This is a genomic window from Haloarcula marismortui ATCC 43049 (assembly GCF_000011085.1).
Classification (GTDB): Archaea; Halobacteriota; Halobacteria; order Halobacteriales; family Haloarculaceae; genus Haloarcula; species Haloarcula marismortui.
The window spans coordinates 1,720,920-1,747,370 of sequence record NC_006396.1 but is presented as its reverse complement, the minus strand read 5'-3'; the positions used below and the strand labels follow the sequence as shown (position 1 = coordinate 1,747,370).

29 protein-coding genes are annotated in these 26,451 nt (G+C 64.9%); 13 read left to right on the top strand and 16 right to left on the bottom strand.

Going from position 1 to position 26,451, the window contains the following annotated elements:
- The first annotated feature begins 11 nt into the window (after window positions 1-11).
- Window positions 12-1,502, top strand: coding sequence for a 4-alpha-glucanotransferase (gene malQ / locus RR_RS12705; RefSeq protein ID WP_049938947.1), 1,491 nt, complete (start codon window positions 12-14; stop codon window positions 1,500-1,502).
- A gap of 6 nt (window positions 1,503-1,508) precedes the next feature.
- Here the strand turns inward: malQ and RR_RS12700 are convergent, their stop codons facing one another.
- The 5 genes from RR_RS12700 to RR_RS12680 all read right to left on the bottom strand — a co-directional run bounded on the left by RR_RS12700 (window position 1,509) and on the right by RR_RS12680 (window position 6,102).
- Window positions 1,509-2,360, bottom strand: a complete 852-nt coding sequence (locus RR_RS12700) for a translation initiation factor eIF-2B (protein WP_011223946.1) — start codon at window positions 2,358-2,360, stop codon at window positions 1,509-1,511.
- Window positions 2,361-2,448: 88 nt separating this feature from the next.
- Window positions 2,449-3,669: an FAD-dependent oxidoreductase gene (locus tag RR_RS12695; protein WP_004958186.1), complete on the bottom strand. Its 1,221-nt coding sequence runs from the start codon at window positions 3,667-3,669 to the stop codon at window positions 2,449-2,451.
- Window positions 3,670-3,916: 247 nt separating this feature from the next.
- Window positions 3,917-4,693, bottom strand: coding sequence for an SDR family oxidoreductase (locus RR_RS12690; protein WP_004958183.1), 777 nt, complete (start codon window positions 4,691-4,693; stop codon window positions 3,917-3,919).
- A gap of 124 nt (window positions 4,694-4,817) precedes the next feature.
- Window positions 4,818-5,495, bottom strand: coding sequence for a helix-turn-helix domain-containing protein (locus RR_RS12685; protein WP_004958182.1), 678 nt, complete (start codon window positions 5,493-5,495; stop codon window positions 4,818-4,820).
- Between the two features lie 85 nt (window positions 5,496-5,580).
- Complete coding sequence (locus RR_RS12680; RefSeq protein ID WP_049939168.1) at window positions 5,581-6,102, bottom strand: hypothetical protein; 522 nt, start codon at window positions 6,100-6,102, stop codon at window positions 5,581-5,583.
- Between the two features lie 379 nt (window positions 6,103-6,481).
- Here RR_RS12680 and RR_RS12675 point away from each other — a divergent pair, with 379 nt between their 5' ends.
- The 7 genes from RR_RS12675 to RR_RS12645 are packed head-to-tail and all read left to right on the top strand — an operon-like array spanning window position 6,482 to window position 13,390.
- Window positions 6,482-8,719, top strand: coding sequence for a type II/IV secretion system ATPase subunit (locus RR_RS12675; protein ID WP_049938946.1), 2,238 nt, complete (start codon window positions 6,482-6,484; stop codon window positions 8,717-8,719).
- Window positions 8,709-10,601 carry a type II secretion system F family protein gene (locus RR_RS12670; RefSeq protein ID WP_049938945.1) on the top strand — a complete coding sequence of 631 codons (1,893 nt, stop codon included), beginning with the start codon at window positions 8,709-8,711 and terminating at the stop codon, window positions 10,599-10,601. The genes RR_RS12675 and RR_RS12670 overlap by 11 nt, the downstream gene beginning before the upstream one ends.
- Window positions 10,598-11,323 (top strand): DUF7289 family protein, encoded by a 726-nt coding sequence (locus RR_RS12665; protein ID WP_049938944.1) that lies wholly within the window; start codon window positions 10,598-10,600, stop codon window positions 11,321-11,323. The genes RR_RS12670 and RR_RS12665 overlap by 4 nt, the downstream gene beginning before the upstream one ends.
- Window positions 11,316-11,762 (top strand): DUF7266 family protein, encoded by a 447-nt coding sequence (locus RR_RS12660; RefSeq protein ID WP_007188735.1) that lies wholly within the window; start codon window positions 11,316-11,318, stop codon window positions 11,760-11,762. Before RR_RS12665 ends, RR_RS12660 begins: the two co-directional genes overlap by 8 nt.
- Window positions 11,759-12,463 carry a DUF7263 family protein gene (locus RR_RS12655; protein ID WP_011223941.1) on the top strand — a complete coding sequence of 235 codons (705 nt, stop codon included), beginning with the start codon at window positions 11,759-11,761 and terminating at the stop codon, window positions 12,461-12,463. Before RR_RS12660 ends, RR_RS12655 begins: the two co-directional genes overlap by 4 nt.
- Window positions 12,456-12,860, top strand: a complete 405-nt coding sequence (locus tag RR_RS12650; RefSeq protein WP_008308187.1) for a DUF7262 family protein — start codon at window positions 12,456-12,458, stop codon at window positions 12,858-12,860. The genes RR_RS12655 and RR_RS12650 overlap by 8 nt, the downstream gene beginning before the upstream one ends.
- Complete coding sequence (locus tag RR_RS12645; RefSeq protein WP_011223940.1) at window positions 12,857-13,390, top strand: DUF7261 family protein; 534 nt, start codon at window positions 12,857-12,859, stop codon at window positions 13,388-13,390. The genes RR_RS12650 and RR_RS12645 overlap by 4 nt, the downstream gene beginning before the upstream one ends.
- Window positions 13,391-13,449: 59 nt before the next feature.
- On the opposite strand, the gene RR_RS12640 is transcribed toward RR_RS12645, so the two are convergent.
- Entirely contained in the window at window positions 13,450-13,962 is a 513-nt protein-coding gene (locus RR_RS12640; protein WP_011223939.1) for a hypothetical protein, read from the bottom strand.
- 151 nt (window positions 13,963-14,113) lie between these two features.
- On the opposite strand from RR_RS12640, the gene RR_RS12635 reads away from it, so the two are divergent.
- From RR_RS12635 to RR_RS12625, 3 genes are all read left to right on the top strand, one after another.
- Window positions 14,114-15,718 (top strand): FAD-binding domain-containing protein, encoded by a 1,605-nt coding sequence (locus RR_RS12635; protein WP_011223938.1) that lies wholly within the window; start codon window positions 14,114-14,116, stop codon window positions 15,716-15,718.
- A gap of 68 nt (window positions 15,719-15,786) precedes the next feature.
- Window positions 15,787-16,599 (top strand): helix-turn-helix transcriptional regulator, encoded by an 813-nt coding sequence (locus RR_RS12630; RefSeq protein WP_011223937.1) that lies wholly within the window; start codon window positions 15,787-15,789, stop codon window positions 16,597-16,599.
- Between the two features lie 295 nt (window positions 16,600-16,894).
- Complete coding sequence (locus RR_RS12625; RefSeq protein WP_004515058.1) at window positions 16,895-17,128, top strand: HTH domain-containing protein; 234 nt, start codon at window positions 16,895-16,897, stop codon at window positions 17,126-17,128.
- 74 nt (window positions 17,129-17,202) lie between these two features.
- Here RR_RS12625 and RR_RS12620 read toward each other — a convergent pair whose 3' ends face one another.
- From RR_RS12620 to RR_RS12610, 3 genes are read right to left on the bottom strand one after another with little or no spacing between them, the layout of a single operon-like run.
- Window positions 17,203-17,757, bottom strand: a complete 555-nt coding sequence (locus RR_RS12620) for a hypothetical protein (RefSeq protein WP_004958130.1) — start codon at window positions 17,755-17,757, stop codon at window positions 17,203-17,205.
- Window positions 17,754-18,521 (bottom strand): P-loop NTPase, encoded by a 768-nt coding sequence (locus tag RR_RS12615; protein ID WP_004958129.1) that lies wholly within the window; start codon window positions 18,519-18,521, stop codon window positions 17,754-17,756. The genes RR_RS12620 and RR_RS12615 overlap by 4 nt, the downstream gene beginning before the upstream one ends.
- A gap of 60 nt (window positions 18,522-18,581) precedes the next feature.
- Window positions 18,582-20,060 carry a cobyric acid synthase gene (locus RR_RS12610; protein ID WP_011223936.1) on the bottom strand — a complete coding sequence of 493 codons (1,479 nt, stop codon included), beginning with the start codon at window positions 20,058-20,060 and terminating at the stop codon, window positions 18,582-18,584.
- Between the two features lie 75 nt (window positions 20,061-20,135).
- On the opposite strand from RR_RS12610, the gene RR_RS12605 reads away from it, so the two are divergent.
- Entirely contained in the window at window positions 20,136-20,405 is a 270-nt protein-coding gene (locus tag RR_RS12605; RefSeq protein ID WP_004958126.1) for a hypothetical protein, read from the top strand.
- A 25-nt stretch (window positions 20,406-20,430) separates the two neighbouring features.
- Here RR_RS12605 and RR_RS12600 read toward each other — a convergent pair whose 3' ends face one another.
- The 7 genes from RR_RS12600 to RR_RS12570 all read right to left on the bottom strand — a co-directional run bounded on the left by RR_RS12600 (window position 20,431) and on the right by RR_RS12570 (window position 25,871).
- Entirely contained in the window at window positions 20,431-21,081 is a 651-nt protein-coding gene (locus RR_RS12600; protein ID WP_011223935.1) for a cob(I)yrinic acid a,c-diamide adenosyltransferase, read from the bottom strand.
- Between the two features lie 69 nt (window positions 21,082-21,150).
- Complete coding sequence (locus tag RR_RS12595; protein WP_049939167.1) at window positions 21,151-21,867, bottom strand: adenosylcobinamide amidohydrolase; 717 nt, start codon at window positions 21,865-21,867, stop codon at window positions 21,151-21,153.
- Window positions 21,860-22,918 carry a threonine-phosphate decarboxylase gene (locus tag RR_RS12590; RefSeq protein ID WP_011223933.1) on the bottom strand — a complete coding sequence of 353 codons (1,059 nt, stop codon included), beginning with the start codon at window positions 22,916-22,918 and terminating at the stop codon, window positions 21,860-21,862. Before RR_RS12590 ends, RR_RS12595 begins: the two co-directional genes overlap by 8 nt.
- 64 nt (window positions 22,919-22,982) lie before the next feature.
- A complete protein-coding gene (locus RR_RS12585; protein ID WP_011223932.1) occupies window positions 22,983-23,522 on the bottom strand; it encodes an NTP transferase domain-containing protein in 540 nt (179 codons plus the stop codon).
- The gene (gene cobS / locus RR_RS12580) at window positions 23,522-24,325 is read right to left on the bottom strand and encodes an adenosylcobinamide-GDP ribazoletransferase (protein ID WP_049938943.1); all 804 of its coding nucleotides are present in this window, start codon (window positions 24,323-24,325) and stop codon (window positions 23,522-23,524) included. Before cobS ends, RR_RS12585 begins: the two co-directional genes overlap by 1 nt.
- Window positions 24,316-25,239, bottom strand: coding sequence for a CobD/CbiB family cobalamin biosynthesis protein (locus RR_RS12575; protein WP_049938942.1), 924 nt, complete (start codon window positions 25,237-25,239; stop codon window positions 24,316-24,318). Before RR_RS12575 ends, cobS begins: the two co-directional genes overlap by 10 nt.
- Window positions 25,233-25,871, bottom strand: a complete 639-nt coding sequence (locus RR_RS12570) for an HAD family hydrolase (RefSeq protein ID WP_049938941.1) — start codon at window positions 25,869-25,871, stop codon at window positions 25,233-25,235. The genes RR_RS12575 and RR_RS12570 overlap by 7 nt, the downstream gene beginning before the upstream one ends.
- 197 nt (window positions 25,872-26,068) lie before the next feature.
- Here RR_RS12570 and RR_RS12565 point away from each other — a divergent pair, with 197 nt between their 5' ends.
- Entirely contained in the window at window positions 26,069-26,449 is a 381-nt protein-coding gene (locus RR_RS12565) for a translation initiation factor IF-5A (protein ID WP_004515075.1), read from the top strand.
- Window positions 26,450-26,451: the final 2 nt, after the last annotated feature.

Below are 26,451 nucleotides of genomic sequence, written 5' to 3'. Positions count from 1 at the left end.
AACAGGTGCGTATGCAATTCGAACGGCAGAGTGGCGTGTTTCTCCACCTGACGTCGCTTCCGGGGCCACACGGCATCGGTGACCTCGGTGCTGGCGCGCGGGCGTTCGTCGATTTCCTCGACCGGGCAGACCAGTCGCTGTGGCAGTTCTGTCCGCTCGGTCCGACGGCGAGCATCCACGGGAACTCCCCGTATCAGTCCTCGTCCGCCTTCGCGGGGAACCCCTTGCTCATCGACCTGCGGGACCTCACCGACCGCGGCTATCTCACGGAGGCCGACACTGAACCGCCCGACGACTTCTCAGGACAGCAGGTCAACTACGACCGCGTAACCGAGTTCAAGGAAGCCCGGCTCCGGGACGCGTACGCCGCCTTCGAGGAGAGCGCAAGCGACGCGGACCAGCAGTCGTTTACCAAGTTCTGTGAGCGCGAGGCCGGCTGGCTCGACGACTACGCACTGTTCACGGCACTGAAAGCCGAGTTCGACGATGCCGGCTGGATGGACTGGCCGGACGATATCAGAACGCGCGAGCCAGCGGCCATGGAGCGATATCAGGACGACTTGGCCGACGACATTCGCTATCACAAGTTCGTCCAGTGGTGTTTCGACAGCCAGTGGCAGGCGCTGGCCGACTACGCGGCCGAGCGGGACATCGGCCTCGTGGGCGACCTGCCGATCTACGTCGGTCTCGACTCGGCGGATGTCTGGGCGTATCCCGAGGTGTTCCGACTCGACGACGACCACCACCCTGCAGAGGTGGCCGGCGTGCCGCCCAACCCCGGCGACGACGGCCAGCGGTGGGGGAATCCCGTCTACGACTGGGACGCTCTCCGTGCGAACGACTACGGCTGGTGGGTCGACCGATTCGAGCGGCTGTTTGATCTCGTCGACATCGCCCGCATCGACCACTTCAAAGGCTTCGACGAGTTCTGGTCGATTCCGGCCGAAGCGGACGACCCGGCCGCCGGACAGTGGCGGGACGGCCCCGGCGCGCATTTCTTCGAGACGGTCAGAGACAGGCTCGGCGAACTCCCGTTTTTCGTCGAGGACCTGGGCTTTCTCGACGAGAGTATCGTCGCGCTCCGAGACGAGTTCGGCTTCCCCGGGATGCGCGTGCCGCAGTACGCCGACTGGTGCGAAGAGGGGCACATGTATCAACCGATGCACTACCCGGAGTCCGCCGTCGGCTACACGTCGACCCACGACACGGACACCATCGTCGGCTACTACCGCGACCTCGCGGACCGGCAACGGGACTGTCTCCACTACAATCTCGGCACTGACGGAGATGAAATCAACTGGGACCTCATCGAGGCGGTGTGGAACTCGAACGCAATCGTTGCCATGACCACTATGCAGGACCTGCTCGGCCTCGGTAGTGACACCCGGTTCAACGTTCCCGGCACGGCGACCGGGAACTGGCAGTGGCGGGTGACCGATACGGCGCTTGATGCCGATATTGCCGAGCGACTTCGGCGCGTCACCGACAGAACAATCCGCTGAGTACCCTCAGAACTGCAGGATACCGTCCTCCGTGACGACCGTGTCGAGCAGGCTGGTCGGCGTCGCGTCGTAGCCCGGGTTCCCGATATCGAACCCCTCTGGCGGTTCGAGCATCACGTCAGAACCTTGCCGGAACGTGTTCCTGAAGGTGAAGCCGCTTCCGATGAACTTTGAGGAGGTTCCGACGACGGTCACGGGAACATCCATCTCGTTAGCCGTCGCGGCCAGCGGGAGCGTTCCGATACGGTTGTACACCACGTCGTCGATGAGGCAGTTCATACCGACGAAGACGCGGTCGGCCTCCGAGAGATAGTGGCCAACTGCGCCGTCGACGATGAGCGTCACGTCGGCCCCGTCCCGGTCGGCCAACTGGCGGGCGGTTCGACGGCCAAGGAAATGCGGCCGGGACTCGCTCGCGTACAGGTGGAACTCCTTGCCGTCGTCCAGTGCCGCCATGAGCGTCGCCATCACTGTCGAGGAGTTCTCGTGTGTTACCAGCACATCGCCGTCGTCGATGAGCGTCGCTGCTCGCTCCGCTGCGCGGTCCTTACTGGTCTCGATTTCCGTAACGACCTCGTCGATCGTCTCAAGCAGTCGCTCCTTGGCCGCCGAGACAGAGTCGAGGTCAGCGTCTTTCAGGTCTGTGACGATACGTTGCTGTGTGGTGTATAGCGGCGCGTGCGAGCGGTTTGCCCGCTGGAGTGCGCTGCTGTTGCGCTCGACAACGCGGCAGAAATCCTCGACCGTGTGGCACTCGCGGTCTGTCAGTTCGCGGAGCGCTTTGGCGGCTTTCACGGCGGCAATCGAGGAACTCTGTGTCTCCATTTCCTCGATCTGCCGAACGGTCTCGTTTATCATGAGAGCATGTGCGGCTGCCACCCTTATAACGGTACAGTCAGCCGATAGTCCTCTCTCCCGGTTTGAATCAGGGCAACGATGGGCGTGGTTACGCTGACCCGACCACGTCTTCGTCAGTCGGGCCCTGCCCGTCGAACTCGGCCACGAGCGCGTCCAACTGCGCCGGGTCGTCGACGCTTGGGAGCGTCTGGTCTGCAGTCCGGCAAGCGGCGTCGACGCCGAGGTCGTCACAGACGAGGTCGGCCGTCGCCTCGGCCATCTGCCGGTAAGTGGTCAGTTTGCCGCCGACGATGCTCGCCATGTTGTCGACGCCGTCATCGGCGTGGTCGAGCAAGAAGAAGCCCCGCGAGATGCCGCGGCCGCGCTCGGCCTCGTCGGGCGCGTACAGCGGCCGGACGCCCCACCAGGTCCGGACCTCGGGGGCGTCCGCGACTGAGGGTAGCATCGCCGCACATTCCTCGATGCTCTCTTCGACTTCCCACTGTTCGGTCTCGTACTCGTCCGGGTCACGGACGGGCACGCTTGTCGTTCCGAGGACGGCCTCGCTTTCGTGTGGCACGACGATATCGCCGTCGTCGGGGTCCCGACAGCGGTTGAGCACCGGCCCGAGGTCGTCGTACTCGACCGAGACCATCACACCCCGCGTGGGTTGCATCTCGACGTCGAGGTCGGCCATCGCGGCGAACTCGCCCGCCCAGGCACCGGTCGCGTTGACGACGTAGTCGGCTTCGATGGTGTCCTCGACCGTCCCGCCGACCTGCACGCCGGCCACGTGCCCGTCCTCAACGAGTACGTCTTCGACGGGCGCGTGTGGGTGTATCGTTGCGCCGTGGTCGCGGGCGTCTGCGGCGTTCGCGGCGACGAGCCGCGACGGATAGATGACGGCGTCGGGAACCTCGAACGCGCGCTCGACATCCGATGCGAGGTCAGGGACTCGCTCGCGGGCCGCGTCGGCGTCAAGTGTCTCTACCGGGATGCCGATCTCCTCACAGGCCGCCCGCTTGGTCTCGAAATAATCGGGGTCGTCCCCGGCGAGCTGGACGAACAACCCCCCGGTGTCGCGGATGCAGGCCCCGGCGATTTCCTTGAGTATCCGGTTTTCGGTGATGCACTCCTCGGCACCCACCCGGTCTGCCTCGGCGTAGCGGGCACCGCTGTGCAGCAGTCCGTGCGAGCGCCCGGAGGTGCCACTTGTCAGGCCGTCACGCTCGACGAGTGTCACGTCGATACCACGGAGTGCCAGGTCACGAGCGACGCCAGCGCCGGTCGCGCCACCACCGACGACGAGGACATCCGTCTCAATTGCCATGTGTACGGTTAGGGTAGCTGACGTAAGGGTCCTCCGATACCGGGGGTTTCGGCAACTGTGCGACCCGTTTCAGTGACAGTCCCCTCTCAAACGATGGCGACGCACACGGCTAACAGTGCTACTGTTTCGAGCAACTAACAGCCGGTCTCAGCGGTCAGTACGTCGGCCGTGCGCCCAGTAAAAACAGCAGGGACGGCGTTTCGACCCGACAATCGCTACGTCGTGTCCGACAAGAACAGCGCCCGTTTCAGATATCCTGGCCGGTCGGTCTGATCAGGAGTTCGTTCACGTCCACACGGGCGGGCTGGCTCGTTGCGTACACGATGCCGCGAGCGATGTCGTCGGGGTGGAGCATCGGGAGGTCCATCTCCGCGAACCGCTCCAGCACCTGCTCGTCCGGCACATGTGTTGCGAGTTCCGTATCGACAGCGCCCGGTTCGATAACTGTCGTCCGGATGCCCTCTGACGTTACTTCCTGCCGAACGGCCTCAGTGAACGCGTTCACCCCGAATTTCGTCGCGTTGTAACCGCTCGAATCGGCCGATGCGCGGCGTCCCGCGACAGAAGAGACGTTGACGACGTGGCCGCTCTCCTGCTCTTGCATGACCGGGAGTACCGCGTGGGTGAGGTTCATCAGCCCGAGCAGGTTCACCTCGACCATCTGGCGGAGGTTTGAGCGGTCTGCCCGTTCCAGCGGTTCGAGAAGCATCACGCCGGCGTTGTTGACAAGAATGTCGATGCGACCGTACTCGTCGGTCGTTGCATCGACCAGCGAGTCGATGTCGTCCTCGTCGGTAACGTCGGTCGGTACAACCAGTGCATCCCCGCCGGCCGACTCGATTCGGTCCGCAAGGGCCTCCAGTTCGTCAGCGCGCCGGGCCGCGAGCGCGACACTTGCGCCCGCGTCAGCGAGCGCCTCGGCAGTTGCCTCACCGATTCCCGATGACGCGCCGGTGACAATCGCAACGTCGCCTGCTAGTCGCTGTGTGCTCTGGTCGTCGTCTGTCTCAGATTTATCTGCCATCGTCGTTCAGTAGCTGCGACAGCCACGAGCGTGCTTTGCTTACTGATAAGCCCATTTATATACCGACGAGGAGCCAAAGTCGAACAGGAGAATGGCTACCCCGGCGTTCACGCCGAGAAGGATGTCATTGTGCGAGTGCGTTCCGGAACTGGTCGGGGCCGACCGTCGAACTGATGAGCTGTTTTTCAGCTCGGCGCAGGAGATCGGACGCCGCGGCGGCCGACACATCGAGCTTGTCGGCGAGTTCCGCCGTCGAACACCGACGCGGGGAGTCGTAGTACCCCGCAGAGAGGGCGACGGACATCGCCCGATACTGCCTGTCCGTGAGTCCAAACTGATCGCGCTCGCCAGGATTTTCGGGGTCTGAAGCGATGTTCAGCAGTTCGAGCGGGATGTCGTTGACCGCACACCGGTCCCGTAGCGCACTGAACGCCTCGTAGTCGGAGAACACCTTCTGCTCCCGTATTCCGTCGCTGGTGACCGTCGCGTCCATCGCAACGCCCTCGAACTCTTCCGGGTCGTGTGACGCGATGAGATCCGGTGCGTTGTCGACAACAATCTTGTAGAACCAGCCATCGGCTGTCTGCCCGATCTCCGCCGCATCAGTGATCTGTGGCTGTGCGCCCAGTTCGCGCTCGAACGCGCCGCGGGAGTCAGCGTTGACACTAACTGTAAGCAGCAGTTTTCCGTCTTCGAGGCCGACAGCGTTCGAAATCGAAAGCTCACCGCTCGGAATCGAATCCGCCACGCCAACCAGCGGAAGGGTCTCGTCCGCGAGGAGGATTTCAGCAACGATGGCCATAGCGTCCCATCGGATTCGACGTATAAAGTCGCCAGCATAGCAATTACGACACGCGCTGATAGCACCGCTCCGAGTTCGAAGACGCTCAGTCAGCGCTGGACGCTCTCTCACCTCCCAGCAATCGCTGTAGCTGTTCGATCAGGCCGTTACCCCTTGGATGTCCACGATACACCCGCACGGAATCGAAGCCGGCATAGCCGTGGTCCCCGGATTCGTCTCGCTCCCAGTACAGCCATGCTGTCTCCTCGCCACCGTCGAACCCCATCTCATCGACTGGGAACGTGAGCACGAGTGACGACTGGCCGTCCGCAGCATCGTCGTCCGGCTCCCTGATCTCACCATCGTCGACGGGTCGAGCGCCCTCGCCGTCTTCCAGTACGAGACGCGAGCCGAACCGATAGCGAACGGCCCGCTCAGTGGGGTCGAACGTCTCGCTGTTTCCGTCGTTGGTGACGAACTCCGACTGCTTGACTGCGACGGTGACGGTTTCGTGTTCCGACAGGTCGATGAAGTTCTCCGCGTTCTCGGGCTGGATGTCGATCGCGATCTCAATCGGGAAATGGGCTGCTGCGACGCCGCTCAGGCTCGGAACCGCCGCCGCGGTCACTCCTGCACCAAGTGCTCCTTTGAGGAGCTGTCGGCGCGTGGTGGGTGTCGATTCTGGACTAGCAGTGCTTGTCGCTGGCTGCGTTTCTTTCATCCAGATGACTGATTTGCGGGCGCAATTATGATAATTCTGGTACATATATCGAAAGTCCAAATTTAGGTAGACGACAAGCGGACGCATCCGCGTTTACCACTCTATCTTTGTGATTTTTCAACACTATTTGGCGGTCGACTATATTGCTACTGTAATATGTTAGCAAAGAACCCTCCTTGATCTACACCGACAATCCACATCCTATTCCTCTGGCTCTTATATTTTGACTAAATTACGCAAAATCAAGTCTACAACTTTAAGTATAATGGGTAGTTTAAAAGCGCGTATGACCGCACAGGCTGACACGGAGACTGCACCGGTGGTCCCCACACCGACGCCACCGGATGCCGCCGACGCTTGGTACGCGCCGGACGTTCGCGAGCAAGACGAGGTGTATCCGGGCGTCGTCGTGACTGTTCGACGTGGACGGAGCGGGTTCCGGTACGACGTCCGTGATCCGGTGCTTTCAGCGTCAGAAACCGACGCACTGTCGACCGTCGAGTCACACTTCGCAGGCGCGAACATCGAGCGGCCACGGACGCGTGAGGGGGCCGTAGAGCGAATGAACGGGGGGTTCGACGCGAAACACCGCCGGGTCATCGATCGGTTGGTCGATGCGTCGCCAGCGAGCCGTCGTCGAGTCGAGTACCATGCGCTCTCGTCGCTGGCGTGTTTCGACGACCTGACCCCATACGCGCTGGATTCCCGCATCGACGTCGCCGACGTGACTGACGATGGCGTCGTCGTCCACACTGACGATTACGCTCCGGCGGAGACTGACCTCGGACCGGACCCGGCGTATCTTAACCGGTTCGCGAGCGAGCGTGTCGAGCGCCACACCGTCCGGTTCCAGGGGTTCGAGATTCCCGTCGTCGTCTACCGCGAGCATCTCCTTGGTGCTGACCCGTTCACGACGAAGTACGCGGTTCGAGAGCCTGACCTGCTCCCCGGCGACGAACAACTTATCGAAGTGTGCAAAGAGCGCGTCTGGGAGACCGGCGTCGACGGCGTCGTTCAGGACCGCGTCGATTTCGTCCGGGAGCGCGCCCGCTCGCTACTGGCTCGGCAGCTAACTGTCCGCAACACGACCGAGTGGGTCGACGCCGCCCGCTACCGGCTACGGTCGGCGCTGGCCGAACTCGATCTGGCTGTGCCACCGGTCGACCATCGGTTCGCCGATGACCGCCTCGATGACCTGTTGTACTACGTACTTCGGGACCTGGTCGGCTACGGGAAGCTCACTGTCCCAATCCGGGACCACACGCTAGAGGACATCGAGGCGAACCGGGTCGACGAACGCGTGAAGGTTCTCCCGCGCGCTGACCTCGGCCACGACGGCCGCGTCCCAACCAACCTCGCCTTCGATTCGGAGGCCGCGTTCGTCAACGTCGTCACGCAGTTGGCCGCCGACGATGGCGTTGAACTCAACGCCTCGAACCCGAGCGCGAAGGTCAACATCGACCCCGACGGCGATGGCCTCCACGACGCCGACGACACCATCCGCTGTGCCGTTGCCCTCCCGACTATCAGCGAAGGCGGTCCCCACATCTCTATCCGGAAACAGTCGGGTGATGCGATGACACCGGTCGACCTAGTCCAGCGTGATTCGCTGCCGACGGAACTCGTCGCGCTGCTGTGGCTCCTGTATGAATCTCACGGCGTCGTCCTCTTTTCGGGACCCACCGGAGCCGGCAAAACGACCCTGATGAACGCGCATATGCCCTTTATCCCATATCGGGACCGTCCCATCAGTATCGACGAAGGGTCGCGTGAGGTCCGAATCCCGCACGAGACAGGTGTCTCGCTCACTACTCGGGACCACGAGCGGGATCACCGCCGCGTGACGATGGCCGATCTGATGACACAGTGCAATTATCTGAACCCAGATATCGAGGTCATCGCAGAGATCAACACCGCCGCGTCGTTCGAAACCTTCGCTGAAACGCTCAACACCGGCCACGGCGTTATCGGGACGACCCACGCCGGCGACATTGAGTCGCTGGTCAACCGCGTTATCGAAAAGGGCCTGCCGACCTACCTACTCGAAGAGATCGACCTCGTCGTGTTCCCCCGGCACGTTGATGGGGAGCGCTATGTCGGCGAAGTGGTCGAGTTCGTCAACGACCCGTCCGTCGTCGAGAGCGGCAACGACCGAAGCGGGACGATACACAAAGACGGGACGACTATCCACTGGAACTCCGTCTGCTGGCGACGGCCCGACGGGAACTTCGAACTCGCCTACGACCACCCGCAGTTCGGCGACGACCGGCGGCAGGTCGACACCGGTATTTTCGACCGACTCTCGGATCTCCGTGACGAGCCGGTGTCGGCTGTCGAGGACGCGTTCCACCGTCGCCACCGCTACGTACAGTACCTCGTTCAGGAAGGACTGACCGACTTCGACGACCTGTTCGGCGTTCTGGCCGACCTGGAGACCAACGAGGCAGCGACCGTCGAGCGGCTGCGGCGACAGGCCGGCACCCCCGACAGTCCACAGCTGGAGGTCGGTACGGGTGACGACTGAGGGCGGCGGGACGCTCGGCTTGCTCGACCGGGGTCTGTACGCCCTGTTCGCCCACCACGCCGAGGATGACAGCCATGCAAGCACGCGTGACCGCTACCGGGCCGCTTATCCAAGTGCCGGCTTCGGCGTCTACGTTGCCAGGGTGTACGGGCTCTCGTGGCTGGCACTCGGTGTGGGCGTTGTCGGAACTGCCACGGCAGCGATGCTCGTGCCGCCGGAGACGTTCGACTCGTTCATCGCGGTGCTCCAGCAGAGCCTCCCGGTTATCAATCGGCTGGCGCTCCCAGCGGTCCCTCGCCTTCTCGTGGCCACTGTGCTTGGAACCGGCGCTGGACTCACGCTCAAACGGGGCGTGTTCGTCGCCGGAAATCGGTATCTCTCGTGGGTCGCCAGCGCGCGGCGCGCGGACATCGCAGCCACGCTTCCCGGCGCAGTCAGATACCTCAGAGTCCTCGCCTCCGGAACGCACGACCGGCGTGAGATGCTACGCGCCGTTGCCGAACAGGACGCCTACGGCGAGACGGCAGTCGCCTTCCGGCGCGCGCTCAATCAAGGTATTCTCACTGGCAGTCTCGACACCGGTATCGAGCGGGTCGCCAGCGAGACGCCTTCGCGGGACCTGCTTGCGCCGTTTCTGCTGAAGTTCCGGGAACACGCGAACCAGAGCGCCGAGGCCCTGGAAGGATATCTGGAGATGGAGGGGCGCTTGCTGTCACACGAGCAGAGCCGACAGCACGAACGGGCGACCGGCTATCTCGAATTGCTCGCGGAACTGTTCGTCGTGTTGCTGGTGTTGCCCGCGCTCGTGGTACTCATCGTCACCGTGATGGGCATTCTTGCGCCCGGCCTCTCCGACCCGGTCGCGACGCCGCTGGGCGAGACGACCGTCCGTGCCATCGTCGTCTACGGGAGTGCGGCGTTCGTGATGGCTGCCGGCCTGCTGGCAGCCTTCGTCGTTGCTACGCTCCGCCCGCGGAACACGGCCGCCCCGAGCTACAGCCTGCCGGACAGCCCCGTCGCGATACTCGCGACGATTCCATCGAACCCTGCGAGCGCGCTTCTCGCCTGCGCGCCGCTGGGTGCGGTCGTCGCGGCAGGCCTCTGGTCACTGGGCTACCGGCCGGTCAACGTCGCGCTCCTCTCGTATGCCACCGTCGGCGTCCCCGTCGGTGTGGTAACGGTCCGCCGGGCCAGAGCAGACGACGCGAAGGACCGGGAGATTCAGGACTTCGTTCACGCGGTGGCCGGCCACGTTGCGCTGGGCCGCCCGTTTCCCGAAGCGGTCCGACGTGTCGCAGACGATGTGGAACTCGGTGCGCTCGCTAGCGATGTTCAGTCACTCGCGTTCACGCTCTCGCTCGGTGATAGCCCCGGTGACGCCGCGGCCGACCGCCGTGCCGCGGCACTGGACCAGTTCGTCGACCGCGTCGGCACGCCGATGGCTGAACAGACCATCGGGCTGGTCGTCGGTGCGCTGGATACGGGGAGTGATGCGGAGGACGTGTTCGAAACGCTCCAGACAGAGATAGGACAACTCTACCATCTGCGCAAATCAATCCGCTCAGCCCTGCTCGTCTACGTTGCCGTCGGTTGGACGACGGCGCTGCTCGTCATCGGCATCACTGTCGCCGTCAACATATACGTCCTTGATAGCTTCGCGCAACTATCCGCCGTCTCGGGCGGCGCGAACATCGCCTTCGACCCGACTGCGATCAAGCCGGCCCGGGAGCAACACCGGTTCTACGTCGTCACGCAGGCGACGATGCTGGCCTGTGGCTGGTTCGCCGGTACGGCGAGTCGCGGTGTGTACGAAGCGCTGTTGCACTCCTCGGGGCTGGTACTCGTCGCTTACGTCGTCTTCGCGGGGGCTGGTCTGATTTGAATCCCGACACCAGCGCCCAGTCACACGTCGTCGGCGTGGTGCTGTTGCTGGGGCTGACCGTCGTCGCGCTCGGTGGGCTAACGGCTGTCGTCGGGAGTGTCGTCGACGGACACACGACGACTGCCGACGAGGCCCGCGTTGCCGACACGTTCGAGACGGCGTTCCGGCCGGTCGAGCAGACGGGCCATCAGACCGCTCGCGTCCGGTTCACGGAGGGGCGGCTGACCACAGCGGAGCGGGAACTGCGCGTTCTCAACGACTCCGGGGTCCGGCGAACGGTCCCTGTCGATGCGGTGGTGTACGAGTCCGGGGATACCCCCGTTCGGTTTCTCGCTGGCAGCGTTGTGCGCGGGACAGCGGGGAACGCGTGGCTCGAAACTGACCCGCCGGTGACGGCGACGCGGGACGACACAGCGGTCATCGTCGGCGCACCGCTGGTCAACGCCAGCGGCGGCACAGTGTCCGGAACCGGCGGTGTGTCTGCAGGCATCCGACAGAACGTCAGCCACGAGCGCGAACGGCTCCCGACCGACAACTACAGCGTGGCTATCGAGACGGAGACACCCCGGCCGTTCACTGAGTACTTCCAGCGTGTCGGTGCAACCACGCGAGTCAGGGATATTGACGGCGACGGCGTCCAGAGCGTCGTGGCGACCTTCCCCGGCCGGCGGACGCTGTATCTGGTCCGCCACGATATGCGGACAGAGGTGGGACATGGATAACCGCGCGCTCAGCACGGTCGTCGAGAAACTGCTGAGCATGGGGATAGTGCTGCTGTACCTCGGATTAGTGACGACCACGCTGTACGGTGGCACTGTCCCGGCGTACCAATCCGCCGTCGGGACAGAACTCGGCGACCGAACACTTGCCGAAGCGACGGCTCGCGTCGAGCAGGCTGTCCCGCCGGATGCTCGGGCCGTCTCTACAACTGTTCGGGTGTCGCTGCCGGCCACCATTGACGGTGCAGGATACAGCGTCCGGACTGACGGAGATGCTCTCGTCCTCGACCATCCTGACCCCGAAATCGGCGGCCGAACACAGCCGTTGTTGCCCGACAGAGTCGATACCCTCGAAGGTGAATGGCAGAGCGGTAGTCCGACCGTGGTCGCTGTCTCTGGAACACGGGGGAGCGTGACAGTGACGCTGGAGGCAGAGCGATGACCGAACGGTGTTGCGTCCCTGCCAACAGTCTGCGTGCCCAGACATCGCTCGCGGCGCTCGGCATCGCGCTCGTGCTGTTGACCGTTGTCACTAGTCTGGGGATTGCGATTGCCGACACGGCGATTGCTGGTGCGGACAGAACTCCTGACGAACGACGGGTCGCCGCCGCGACTGCCGACCAACTCGTTGCGGCGGACGGACCGCTAGCCGCCCGGAGCAACGTGCTCAATCAATCCCGGGTGGACAACTTCGACCGGGCGGCGCTGGAGCGGAGCGCACCGCCAGCCAGTGAGTATGCGGTCAGCGTCGAACTGGCTGACGAGGAGATTGCACGCAGCGGCACAGTGCAGGGCGGCACGCGGATCAGCCGTCTCGTCGTAGTCGAGGCTCGGGAACGACGAACACTCACCCCCGACCTGACGACGACCGACGCGGTAACGCTCCCTCGCCGGAGCGCACAGGCCACCGTAACTATCGACCCGCCGGCCGGCACGACAGTCTGGACGGTCCGCGCTAATGACCGGGTCGTCCTCCATAACAGAAGCGGGCTGCATGGCAGCTACGAGGTCCCGCTGGTGCCCTACGAGACGACGGAACTGCGCTTCCAGCGCGCCGGCCGACTCGAACCCGGGAACGTAACCATCGGCTACGATGCCCCGCGGTCGACGAAAGAAACGCTTGTGGTGACCGTCGATGCGTAGGGCCCAACTGCCGCTGTCGCTCGTGGAAGTTGCCCTCGGGACAGTGCTGATTCTCGGCGTCGCGCTCGGGTTTGCGCTGGGGACACCAGCGCCGGACCGGCAGGGGCCGCAACTTGATGCGTACGCCTCGGATACGGCAGCACTCCTCGCTAACGACCCGCCGCGACACAGCGGAGCGACGCGGCTGCAGGAGATCGTGTCGAGTCCGACGGCGTTCGACCGCGAACGGGACGCGCTTTCGAACCGGGTCGCCCGCATCCTGCCTGACAATGTCCTCTTTCGGGTCGAAACACCGCACGGCGCGGTCGGTACGCCGACGCCACAGGGTGTCAGCACCGGGACCGCAACTGTGCCGACGGGCCACGGGAGTGTCCAAATTATCGTGTGGTACGCATGACCCGGCGCGGACAGCTAGTCCTCGTTGCGGCCACAGTCGTGGCTGTCGCACTTGTCCCGATTCTCTTTGCGTCCCTGCAACTGGGGTATCATGACGACGTTCGCGCGACAGCAGACTACGATGATGACCCGTCTGTTGACGCGCTTCGGGTCCTTGAGCGAGCCGTCGCAACCGAGAGCGCATCTATCCCGAGTCAGTACGCCTGGGCCGTGAACGATTCGGCAGTGACGGCCCTTCGCACTGGACTAGGACCTCGGCTTGACCGACTCCAGACGTCCCGCATCGAGGACGGCATCCACTATAACATAACCTACAACGGTACTGCGACACAGCAGTGGAAAGACGCGAATTGTCCGTCGGGGCCGGACCGCCAGTTCGGGGACTGCACCGCCGACCGCGGCGTCGTCGCACAGGACCGCGTGGGCCGCACACACGTTCTTGCAGTCGGCTTCGACGTGGCGACGACGACCGAACGCGGCGAAACCGACGTCACCGTGGTTCTGGAAACCAGTGGTCGGTCCTCGCGGTGAGAGTCCGGAGCAAAAGCTGCACCCCTCGCCGCAAATCAGGAGCCGGTCCGTAGCGTTCGTTACTCCGTCGCGCCCGGCGTTTCGGTTCGAACCTGCGACCGGATCTCTTCGAACGCTGTTTGCGGGAAGAGCCCGGTGACACTGTCGACTGAGAGCGTTTCGATGAGGCCGGCTGGTGGGCCAGTAACCAACAGCGCACCCGCCTGGGAAATTGAATCGTCGACAGTGAGGCCGAGGTCAGATGTTGCGCGCTCCTCGAAAGAATTGATTGCGTCTTCGATCAGGCTCTCCTGTGCAGTGCGGTACTCCGACTGCGCCTCGCTTTGCGTGAGATTCCCCGCCTGAAGCTCGGACTGGATTTCCTGCTGTCGTTCCCGCAACTGCGTCTGGTCCGGTTCGACTCCGACCGTCACCGTCGCGGGCTCCCCGCCCGCGCTCTGGCTTTGTGGCCCTGTACCCGTGTTCGCCCCGTCGCTGTCGCCTCCCTGAAGAGCGTTACAGCCGGCAAGTGACACTGTCGCGCCTGTTCCGGCGAGTTGCATGAATCGGCGGCGTGTGGACTCGAATTCCATTATCGACTAGCGCGGGTCTCGCGGTGTAATCCTTCTGGTAGCCAGATACGGTTTTTCGGCTCTGGCGATCACGATCACTATCCCAAGCGATGAGGCTCTGAGAGACGAAAGACAGTGGTGTCTGTGGTCCAATACTGAACCAATAGCGCGCATGGCGAGACTGGAGTCGGCAGAGATGCTGGACGCACCACAGCAAGAGGCGATTCCGACGCTTGCCGACGACGAAGCCGGCACGGTCGTCTGGCACCGTGAACACCTTCGGATTCGTGACCAAGGAGCAGTCGCGAGGGCTGCAGCATCCGAGTACGTGCTCCCGCTGTTCGTGTTCGACCCGGCGTTCTACGGCGCGGACGGTCTCGCCTGTGACAGCCGCATCCGGTTCCTGCACGACTGTCTCGCCGACCTCTCAGACCAGTATCACACCGCCACTGGTTGCGGGCTCACCTACGCCCACGGGGACCCGGTAGACGTGCTGGGGCGGTTCCGTGAGGCCGGCTGGGACATCGTGACGATGGCCGCTCCCACAGGACGGTACGGCCGAGAGCGGGACCGTCGCGTGCGGGAACAGTGTGACGTCACCTTCGTCGACGGCGACGGCCTGGTGCGGGACCGAGCTGCTACCCGCGACGGGTGGCAGGACGACGTGTCGGCGTGGTTCGCTGCCGACCAGCACGACTGGGACCCAAGCACGGTCACCTCTCGGAGCTTCGATAGCGGCATCGACATCAGCACGATTGAGGACCACTACGACATCGCGCCGTCGAAATCCGACGTTCCCCGTGGCGGGACCGGCCCCGCCCGCGAGCGTCTGTCGGCGTTCGCCGAGCGGATCGACGACTACCCGGGAAACATTTCGGCCCCGGTGGACGCACGCGACGGGACCAGCGGGCTCTCGCCGTATCTCGCCTTTGGCTGTCTCTCTGTGCGGCAGGTCATCCAGTACATCGACGAGCACGCGCCCGACGGCCGCGGGAAAGAGATGTTCGTCTCGCGGTTGTTCTGGAACAAACACTACGAGCAGAAGCTCGAAGACTGGCCCGGCTGGCTTGAGACGGCGGTAAACCCGGTTCTCGAGGGGTTCAACGCGGAGCAGTACGACCCCGATCTGGTGGCTGCCTGGAAACACGGACAGACCGGGTTTCCGATGGTCGACGCCTCGATGCGGTGTCTCAGACAAACGGGTTGGCTCAACTTTCGGATGCGATCGATGTCCGCCTCAGTCTACTACCACCTCCTCCAGCAGCCGTGGCGGATCGGCGCGGACTGGTTTTACCACCATCTCATCGACGCCTCGGCGGCGATCAACTACACGCAGTGGCAGTCCCAGTGTGGGCTGGTCGGCAAACCGGCCCTTCGGCTGTACAACCCCCGCAAGCAGGTCCGCGACCAGGATCCGGACGGCGAGTTCATTCGCCAGTGGGTGCCCGAACTCGAGTCGCTCCCTGACGAGTACCTCGACCGGCCCGAGCAGACGCCAGTCCACGTACAGGCGTCCTGTGGCGTCGACATTGGCGATGATTATCCGCACCCAGTCGTCGACTATGACGCGGCCCGACAGGCGTTCCACAGGCGGTACGAGGCAGTACGTCCTGATGCGGCTGATGCCCTGCATGACCCAACGATTGCACGTCGCGTCTCGTTTTCCGGTGGTCGCGAAGCCGCTGCACGCATCGCCGCGGAACACGGGACGGATGCCTCGAACGGCACGGAAAACAGCAGGACACAGGCCAGTCTCGACTCGTTCGGCGACGAGTAGGCCTACTATTCGGGCAGTGTTGCCAAACGCCAAAGAGGCTAAGATGATTGCCCACACAGACGTATCCAATGGCGGAGGGTCTAGACGACACCGGTTTCGAGGACTGCCAGTTCCTTACTGGGTCACCACAGCGGTTCGCGGTGTTGGCCCAGCTCCGGGAGCGACCGGCACGGCCCACCGACCTGTGTGATACAGTGGATGCGACGCGAACCACAATTCAGCGGATACTCGCGGGCTGCACCGAGCGGCAGTGGGTCGTCAAGCGGGACGGCGAGTATCAACTCACGGTGACTGGGCAGCGAGTATTCGACCAGTATAACACGCTTCTCAGCGAAATCGACCAGGCACGGACAGTCGGCCCGCTGGCTGCCCATCTCGGCGCTATCGCAGCAGACCTCCCGCCGGAGCTGCTAGACCCTGAGTGTCTCACGACGAGTTCCGAACAGAACCCCCTGGCCGCGATTGATCGGTTCACGGACTGGCTGCACGAGGTCAATGGCGACGTTCGAGCCATCTCGCCTATCGTAACGTCGGTGTTCAACGATGCCGCGGTGGAGCTGCTCGAAACGGGGACACATATCGAGTTCATTATTGACCACAGTGTCCTCGAACGGTCCGCGTCCGACTTCTCAGATGCACTGGATCGAGGCCTCGAACACGAGAACATCGACACGTACGTCCACGACACCACGCTCGATATCGGTCTCGCACTGGACCGCTCGCGGGTCTGTCTGGCGGCCTACGACGACCGGAACAACCTCCGAGCGATAGCGGAATCTGACGCTACAGCAGTGTATCACTGGGCTGAGACAGTGTTCGACCGATACCGGGAGCGTTCACAACCGCTCGCGGCAGTTCTGTCTGTACAGGAAAAGAACTGATAACGCGCTGGTATGGAAGGGCCGAAGGGAGCACTGGTCGCGCTCCAGCACTTACTGGAGGGCGGGATGGCGTATCCCCGGAATAGAATATAGCTGGGGGGTGTCTATACTTATTCGCTGTAACTGTTTCGGGAGCCAACATATGTTACAGGGCCTGTAACAGCCCTGATTTTCATGCCTCTGTGCTCTGACGTTCCTGAACCTTTTTCGACAACAATAGGCTGTGTTTCTATACTTTCACCCAGAATGAAATAATAGCCGACAGTATAAGTATGTGGCAATCGTTGACAGAAGTATGTCTCCGCCTGGACGAGAGATCCAGTACACTGAATCGGACGTTATCGAGGTGTTCAAACACCGAAACGATTACGCGGAGCCACTCACGGCGTCGGAGGTGGCGGACAGACTCGGCTGCTCGCGCCGAACCGCACTGAACAAACTCCACGACCTCGAATCAGAGACAGATATCACGAGCAAGAAAGTCGGCGGACGGTCGCGAGTGTGGTGGATCCCGGTCCGAGCAGACTGATCTCGACTGGTGTAGAGTACGGCCGGACAGTGCCGACCTCGGCGGGTGTATCGAACTCCAGCTAGGCGAGCCCCTCAGAAATCCCACTCCTGAGCGCGTTCGCGGGCCTCCGAGCGCGCCTGTTGTTTGATCGCCTCGATTTTCTCCGCATCGTCAAGGAACGCTTCGACAGCGCTCTGTTCTCCGGGTCTGGACTCAGTTGCTGTCGCCTCGTCGTCCGTTGTCGACAGCCGCTCGTCGGGGGCCGCCCGCCGCGTGCTGTCGGCCAGCGCCGGGTCGCCACCAAGCCGTTCGGCGGGCATCCCGGGCGGGACTCGCAGGTCGGCTGCTTCGTGTGCCGATTCGAGGTCGGCGGCGTCGAGTGCGTACAGTGAGACGTGATACGGGCCGGGAATGGCGAGGTCTGCAAGCGCCGGCGGGCCACCGCGGTCCGTCCCAGTGTGGTAGGCTAGCGCCGGGACGCCGTCGGTAAACGTGATGACGCCCCGGCCCTCGCCGTCGAGCAGGAGCGTCTTCTGGGACTCGAAGACGGCGTAGCCGGTCAGCTCTCGGTCGAGCACGTCCGCGAGTGTGTCCCGCGGGTCCGTGACGACGCGTGACTTGTCGAGTCGGCCGCGGGGTAACTTCATAGTGACTCGGGGATGACAGCGCTCTGGAACCGGTCGGCGGCGTCGGCGGCCGTCCCGTTCTGGACTGTGAGCGCCTCTGCGGCCGCTCGGTAGGCTGTTGCCGCCTCACATTCGGGGGCGTGAGCAAGGAGTGGCCGGCCAGCACGGCGTGCTTCGCGGGCGCGCTCGCTCTCGGGAACTGACGCGAGCGTCGGCCCGTCGAAGTACCGCTCGGTCTTCTCGGAGACCTGTTCGATAGACTCGGACTCGCGGACCTTGTTGAACAGGAGGCCAGCAACGTCCGTATCGTAAGTCGTCGCGTACTCCTGAACCTTCAGCCCGTCCGAGATGGCTGGAATCGTTGGCTGGAGGACAACGACGATGCGGTCGGCCAGCACGATTGGCAGGACTGCGGTCCGGCTGTCTAACGCCGGTGGCGAGTCCAGCAGAATGATATCCGTGTCTTCTGCAAGCGCCGCAACCACGTCTCGAAGCCGGCCCGGGTCGGCGTCCCTGAAGCCGTCTAGACTCGTTCCGCAGGGGACGACAGTCATCCCGAACCGGTCGTACGTGGCTGCCTCGACGGGCGCGTCAGCAGCCAGTACATCGTGCAGCGTCGTCTCCGCATCTGAGAGGCCGGCGTGAAAGAGGAGGTTCGCCATGCCCGTGTCGGCGTCGACGACTGTCACGTCGTAGCGGTCGGCAAGCGCCATCCCGAGAGCGACGGTGCTCGTCGTCTTGCCAGTTCCGCCCTTCCCACTGGCGACCGCGAACACTTCGACCATTGGAGAATATTGCGAGCTAGCTGCATATAAATTTCCGGTATCTAAGAAAGTATCAAACACTCATTGGTCGGACAGTCCGAGCGGCCCGAGGTCGACGTGGTCGGTGATGAGACCAGCCGCTCGTTCGTACGGGTCGCCGTCGGCTCGCCCGGTTGCCGCCGGGAGGACAGTACCAGCACTCTCGAATGTATTTCTCACGAAGGCATCTCTGGCAGTGTCATTGCTGAAGAGGTCATGGAGATAGGTTCCAAGAACGGTATCGGTGCCCGCGCCGTCACCGTCGAAGGGACGGGCCGCCGCACCTGTCAGCGTCGAGTCGCCCATGTGAATCTCGTAGCCCTCGACGGTTCCGCTTGCCCCGGAGAGTGGGCCGACGCCATCGATATTTCGCTGGACGTGTTCCACGGTCTTCGATTCGCTGAATTCCGTCGTCACCGGGAGCAAGCCCAGTCCCTCGACACGGTCCGCATCGCCGGTCCCCTCTATTGTGGCGTTCGTGATCGCTTCGCCGAGCATCTGGTAGCCGCCACAGAGGCCGACGACGGGGCCGTCGAACGACCGGAGGCGGTCGCCGAATCCAGCGTCGGTAAGCGCCCGTAGGTCGTCGACAGTGTTCTTACTCCCTGGCAAGACCACTGCGTCGGCGTCGTCGAGGGCGGCATCAGGCGGGATGTACGCGACCCTGACGCCAGGCTCGTGGGCGAGCGGCTGGAGGTCGGTAAAGTTCGAGATGCGCGGGAGCCGCGGGACCGCGACGGTGACGCTCTCAGCGTCGGGAACGGCGTCATCGTCGCCGACGACAGACCGCTCGCCGACTGGCGGCAGCGCGACGCTGTCTTCCTCGGGAAGCCCGGGGTCGTCGTGTGGAAGCACGCCGAGGACGGGAACGCCGGTTCGGTCCTCGAACGCGTCGATGCCCGGGTCAAGCAGCGACTGGTCGCCACGGAACTTCGTGATGACCGCGCCGGCCACCTGCTTGCGGATGTCGTCGGGGACCAGTTCCAGCGTCCCAACGAGCGACGCGAACACGCCGCCGCGCTCGATGTCCGCGACGAGCAGGATGTCGGCATCGGCAAAGCGCGCCGTCTCGATGTTTGCTAGGTCGCGGTCGTGGAGATTGATTTCGGCGATGGAACCCGCGCCCTCGGCGACAATCACGTCGTGGGATTGCGCGAGTCGGTCGTGGGCAGCGCGAGCGGTCTCAAGCGCGTCCTCCCAGTGCTCGTCGTAGTAGCCTCGCGCCTCGAAGTGGCCGACCGCATCGCCGTCCAGAATGAGCTGTGATTCGCCGTCACCCCGCGGTTTCAGCAGCACTGGATTGTGGTCGGTCGACGGCGCAACGCCGGCTGCGCGGGCCTGAACGTACTGCGAAACACCGACTTCGCCGCCCGGTGTCGCCCGGGCGTTGTTGCTCATATTCTGGGCTTTGAACGGCGCGACCGAGACACCACAGTCGGCCAGATAGCGACAGAGCCCGGCCGCGACGGTCGACTTGCCGACGTGGCTGGCCGTCCCGGCGACCAGCAGCGTGTGGGCCATTACGACGGTCTGGGGCCGCCTGGAACATCAGTGGTTCGGCGAGAGTTCTTTGTCTCGGCCTGCCGAAGTTTGTCCGTGACCGACGAACGACTCCAAGCCCTCCACGAACACCTCACGAAAACCGGGGAGCGGCCGGTCGAACGCACGGCCAGCCGCTGGCTCGGGGAGGCGGAGGCCGTCGCCGCCGACATTGCTGAGGGAGACCCCTCTGAGGACGTGCTAACCGAGCGGCTGGCGACGGTCGACCACATTCTATCACACGTCGACAGCACCGACGATGCCGTTGCCGACGACCACGTCGAAGCGGCTCGCGAGATTGTTGATGCCCTGCTGGCCGAGCGGTAAGTACCTCTCTTGGACGCCGGGACGCTCAGAACTCCGTGCCCTTCCGCGCGCCCTGACCGGCGTCGATTGGGTGTTTCTCCTTGCTGACTTCCGTGATAAGGTCCGCATGGTCGGTCAGGAACTTCGGCCGCTCGTGCCCGCCCGTGAGAACAAGTTCGAGGTCGTCGGGCTTGGCTTCGATGAGCCCAATCACGTCCGCCGGATCGACGAGGCCGCGGTTCGCGGCGTAGAGAACTTCGTCGAGGACGAGCATATTGACCCCCTCCTCTGGCGGCCCGTCGGCATCCCGCGGCGTCGAGAGGTCGGCGTCGGCGCTGGCCTGAACGAGTTCCTGTGCCCGGTCGAGTGCGCCTTTCGCACGGGCCTCGTGCTCGTCGTCCTCGCTCCCGTCGAGGAAGCCGTGCCAGCCGTAGTGGCCGGCGTTCTCGTAGGAAAACCCTGGGAGCGCGGCGATGGCGTTGTACTCGCCGCGCACGTCTTCGACGGTGCTGGTCCCGCCTTTCATGAACTGCAGGAGGTGGACGCGGTAGCCGTGACCGACGGCACGGGTCGCCATCCCCAGCGCCGCCGTCGTCTTGCCCTTGCCGTCGCCCCACCAGACCTGCACCAGCCCGAACTCCTCGGGCACACTCGGACTGATGGGCTCGGCGGTCGGTCCGGCCGTGTTGTCGCTCATATCCGTTTGTTCGGTTGGATTCTGTTTAGCCGTTTGGACTCCGGGACCGTCGTGGGATACACTGTCCTCTCACGGCTTGAAAATCTCGGTATCCTGGTCGGTGACGACGCCGTACTCCGCGCCGTCGACGGTCGGCAGGGCGTCGCCCCCATAGCGGGCGGCCAGACTCGCTCTGATAGCATCGCGGACACAGACGCGGGTAGCGGCCCCAATTTCGGTCGCACTCCCAGCGAAAGAGGCGCGCTCGGCGCTCGGGACACAGCCGACGATGGCCGCGTCCGATGTGGTTCCGGGGACGCTTGCCGCGTCTAGCAGCGTCGCAGCCTTCGCCTCGACGGCGGTGGCGAGCAGCGTCGCCAGCGCGCCCTCGTCCAGCGCCCGGTCGACACCGACGATGAGATTGACCGTCCCGGGCCGCCAGTCGGGGCTGTCCGCCGGATTCGACGCAGTCCCGTCGGAGCCGTCGGCTGTCTCCGCTGCCGACATCGGCAACGCGGCGGGGTTCGAGAGACCCGCTGTTGCCAGCACCGACACCGACCCGCTCCGGGCACAGCGGGCGTGTTCCATGTGAACACCAGTGAGCAACGTCGGGCCGACGGCGAAGCCGGCACCAGACAGCCGCTCGGCGCGGTAGGCGTCGAGGTCGGTCCGCTCGAACCCCTCGGGGACGGTGACGTTGTAGACGGCGTCCGCGGTCCGGTAGCCGCCGTCCCACGCTGTCGAGAGCCAGCGGGCACCCTCGCGGCGAATCTGGCAGACGCTATCCCGAACGGTCGTCTCAAACATCCAGCGCATCCAGCAGCCGGTCGTTTTCTTCGGGGGCTCTGACAGCGACGCGGATGTGCGAGTCCAGCCCCCGGAAGGTGCGGGCATCCCGGAGTGCGATACCAGCCTCGCGGGCCGAGGCGAGGATATCGTCGACGGACTCGTCGGCCTCGCTGACTGACAGCAACAGGAACGGCGCATCGGAGGGGGACACGTCGAAGCGGTCGCCGAGACGCTCGCGCATCCGTGCTCGCTCGTCGGCGACACGGGCTTTCGTCTCCGCGACGAACTCGTGTTGTCCGTAGCAGTGTGCGCCCACCGCAGCCGCGGCGGCGCTCATCGACCAGGCACGTCGCGCGGTGGCGAGTCGGTCCCCGGCGTCGCCGGTCCCGACGGCATAGCCCATCCGGATGCCGGGGAGACCGAATAGCTTCGTCAGCGAGCGTGCGACGATGACGCCCTCACGGCCCGCCAGCGACTGCTCGTCGGTAAAGCCGAGAAAGGCTTCGTCGACCAGCAGTGTCGTCCCAGCAGAGAGACAGTCGTCGGCGAAGGCCCGGAGCGCCGACGGGTCGGCCGCTTCGCCGGTCGGATTGTTCGGGTTGCAGACGATGGCGAGCGCATGACCGTCCGGGTCGGCGGTCAGCAGGTCGTTGTGTGGGACGAACTCCGGCGTCCCGTCCTGGAGCCGGACCTCGCGGGCGTACTCACCGAAACTGGGATACGGGACGAGCACGCTGTCGCCGGCCCGGACCGTCGTCTGGATCGCCAGGCGAATCGCTTCGAGGCCACCGGCCGTGGGTATCACCTGTTCCGGTTCGCAGTCGACAAAGGACGCCGCGGCCGCCCGGAACTCGGGGTAGTCGTCCGCCGGATACGAGCGGGCGGCCTCGAACGCTTCCCGGTACGTCTTCGCGGCGTCCGGCGGGACGCGGGGGTTCGTGTTCGCGCTGAAATCCAGCAGGTCCGGGTCGTCGCTGCTGCCGTGTGGGACGCGCCCGTCCGGCCCGATGGCGTCCTCGGCCCCGTTGCCGCCACTCGCCCGCAAGCCCTCGACCGAATCAGGGTCCATTGACGGGGGCTACGGCGGGCGGTGTGGAGAAGGTTTCGCGGCGTTCGGCCTCCGCCCCACGTCGTTACAGCCATTGCTCAGCCACGCGCGCGTCAGCGAGCGTGTTGACGTTGACCGCGACGCGTCGGTCCCGCGTGAGCCAGGCGTCGTCGGGGCCGTCGCTGACGACGTTGACGCCTGTCGGCGCGACCTCCCGACCTCCGTTGTCGAACGTCGTGTCGTCGCTCACGCCGAGGGCACGCTTCAGCGAAGCCGGGACCAGGACCGTCAGCGAGCCCCCGTTGTGCTCGTCGAGAACACGGTCAACTATCTCGCCGTCAAGCAGCGGAAGGTCGGCGGCGACCGTCAGCACCGGCTGGGAGAGCCGGTCGTCATTCAGCGCCGCGTTGAGGTCTGCGACGTACCCCTCTCCCGGCGTCTCGATGCAGGGAACGTCCAGACAGGACTGCGTTTCCGGTGCGTTTGGCGACGTTGCGGCGATAATTCTCTCGACGGCACTATCTTCGAGTGCACCGACGACACGGCCGACCATCGGGACGCCGCCGATTCGAAAGAGCGGTTTCTCGACCTTGGTGTCGAGCCGCGTCCCGCGACCGCCACACATCACGAGAGCGTCCACGCGAGCACCCCCCAGTCGACGAGCGGTATCGACCAGACGCCACCGAACAGCGACCACACGGCGACGCCGACGTGGAGCGCGACGGCGCGCGTGAGTTCGTTGGCCGTGCCGAAGGCGTCGCCGCTGACGCCGCCCAGTCGCTGGTCGGCCCAGTTTGAGAGACCTAGCGCCAGCAGCGGGCCGGTAAGAACTACGACTGTGGCTGCCGGAACAGCGATAATGGCGGCCGGGAGTGAGACGGCGAGTGCGCCGACGAGGTGGCGCGGGCCGTTCGCGTCGATGACCGTCGCGCCGAACCCCTCGTGGCTCGGGCGGCCGATGCAGGCCAGCGTCGCCATCGCCAGCTTCGCCCCTACCTCGGCGGCGAGGACCAGCGAAACGGCGACCAGCGGCGGGAGCCGGGCGACAGCCAGCGCGGCCAGTGCGAGCGCGAGGAGGGCGGTCCCCAGCGCAAGGACGGCCCCGACGCCGATGGTCGTGTCCCGCATCACGTCGCGGCGCGTCTCGGGGTCGCCATGGACAACGGCGGCGTCTCCGAGGTCAGCGAGGCCGTCGGCGTGGTTGACACCGGTGACGAGGACGACGCTCCCGAGGTACGCCGCGGCGACGACCGGGGCTGGGAGCAGGCCGGCAGCGAGAAACGGGAGTGCGACGAGGCCGCCGACGACGTAGCCGGCAAGCGGGAACGCTGCCGGCGTCCCGACGAAGGCGTCCCACGCCTGTTGGCTGTGGCCAACCGGGAGCCGTGAGAGGAACCCGAGCGCCCCCCGGACCGCAGTCAGAACCACGCGACCACCCCCAGAGCGGCCAGCACGTACGCCAGCACCCCGGCGACGCCGACCCGCGTCACGCTGCGCTGGGCCGTCGCCACGTCGGGGAGTCCTCTCGCAGGGTTCAGGACGTACACGCCCGGCTTCTCCAGCCGAACGTCGAGCGCCGCGGCGGCCGTCCCCATCGGCCACCCGGAGTTCGGCGAGGGGACGCCGTCCAGCCAAGCTCGGGCGCGGGTTACGGACCGCGGCGACCCACAGGCGAGGGCAAGCAGGAGCGCGCTCAGCCGAGCCGGGAGCCACATCACGGCGTCGTCGAGCCGCGCCGCAGGTGTCCCGACGCGTTTCGAGCGGTAGCCCAGCATCGAATCCATCGTGTTGACAGCCTTGACCCACGCCGCTGCACCGGCAGCGACGGGAAGCGCTGGCAGGCCGACGCCCGTAGCAGCGAGCCCGCCCAGGACGAACGCGGCCAGCGACGCGACGAGGCCGTCGGCGAGGTTCTCAGATGCGCTCTCGACGGCGGCGCTGCGAACCTCGCCCGCTGAGAGCGCGCTGGCGTCGCGGCCAGCGAGTGCGAGCAGCCCGTCCCGAGCAGCAGGAAGGGCGGCGTCGGTGTCGGCGATGACGCCCCGAGCGGTCGAGAGGAGACTGCGGAGGCTCGTGGTCAGGAACAGCGCGAGGCCGGCGAGCGCGACGGCGGCCAGCGGTTCGCGAGTGGCGGCGAGTGCGACGCTGCCACCGACGACGACAGCAACTCCGACGGGCAACAGCGCCGCGGCGAACCCTCCGACCGCAAGCGGGTGGTCCCACTCGCGGTCGACCGCCCCGACGAGCCGTCCGAACCACGCAACCGGATGCAAGCGGGTCGGCGGCTCACCGATTGCGAGTTCCAGCCCCCCGGCGACGGCCACCGCCAGCGCGCTCAGCACAGCTCCCCCTCCCGGAGTTTTTCGGCTATCGCCGGTAGCGAGTGGTCTTCCAGTAACATCGACTGCGCGCCCACGCGGCCCGCGCCGCCGTCCGTTCGGGCGTCGTCGCCGACGTGGACGAGGTCAGAAAGCTCCGTGTCGAGCGCGTCAGCAGTTACCTCGAAGATGCGCTGGTGCGGTTTCCGCCAGCCGCAGTCGACGCTGGTGACGACGGCGTCGAACGAGTGGTCGCTTCGGGCCTCGATATCTGCTCGGGCGAGCGTCTGCTCGACCAGCCCCGGGACGCTGCAGTTCGAACAGACAGCGACCGGCCCTCGCTGTGCTGCGGCATCGAGCGCCTCGACGGCTCCCTCACGGACTGTTACTGGGCTGTCGAACGCATCGAGGACGGCCTCAGTCGCCGTCTCCGCAGTGATCTCGACGCCGCGGCTGGCAAGCGCCAGTCGAACGTGCTCGTCCAGCGGCGCTTCCCGGCCGCGGTCGTAGTCGCGATGGGCCGAGCGATAGGCGTCCTCCCAGTCATCCGGGACCCGAACCGACCGGGCCGCAAGCGACTCCGCGACGGCGTCCCACGGCTCCGACGGCCGGTCTGCCGTAACGAGCGTCCCGAACAGGTCGAACGAGAGTGCCACACCTGTGTGGTTAGTGCAAGCTCACTTGAACTGTGGGGTAGCTGCGGGAACGGTCGGGGTACGCGGTGCTGCTGTCGGGCGTTCTGGACGTGTGTGACCTACATTTCAGGCGAACTCGGCTACAGAGCGGGAGTCACGACGGGTCTGGCTTGCGGCATTCCAAACCGTTTATACCCAAACAGGGGTAATCCGGCGGTATGGCAAGAGAGCAGACCGAAGTTCGAGAGCTCGACGAAGGAAGCTACGTCATGATCGAAGACACACCGTGTAAGATCAACTCCTACAGCACGGCCAAGCCGGGCAAACACGGCAGCGCCAAGGCCCGAATCGACGCCAAGGGCGTCTTCGACGGAAAGAAGCGCTCGCTGTCACAGCCCGTCGACGCGAAGGTCTGGGTCCCGATTGTCAACCGGAAGCAGGGGCAGGTCGTCTCCACTGACGGCAACGACGCCCAGGTAATGGACCTCGACACGTATGACACGTTCACGATGCGCGTCCCCGAGGACATCGACCTCCAGCCTGACGACGAGATCGAGTACCTCCAGTACGAAGAGCAGCGCAAGATCACACGCTCGTAACG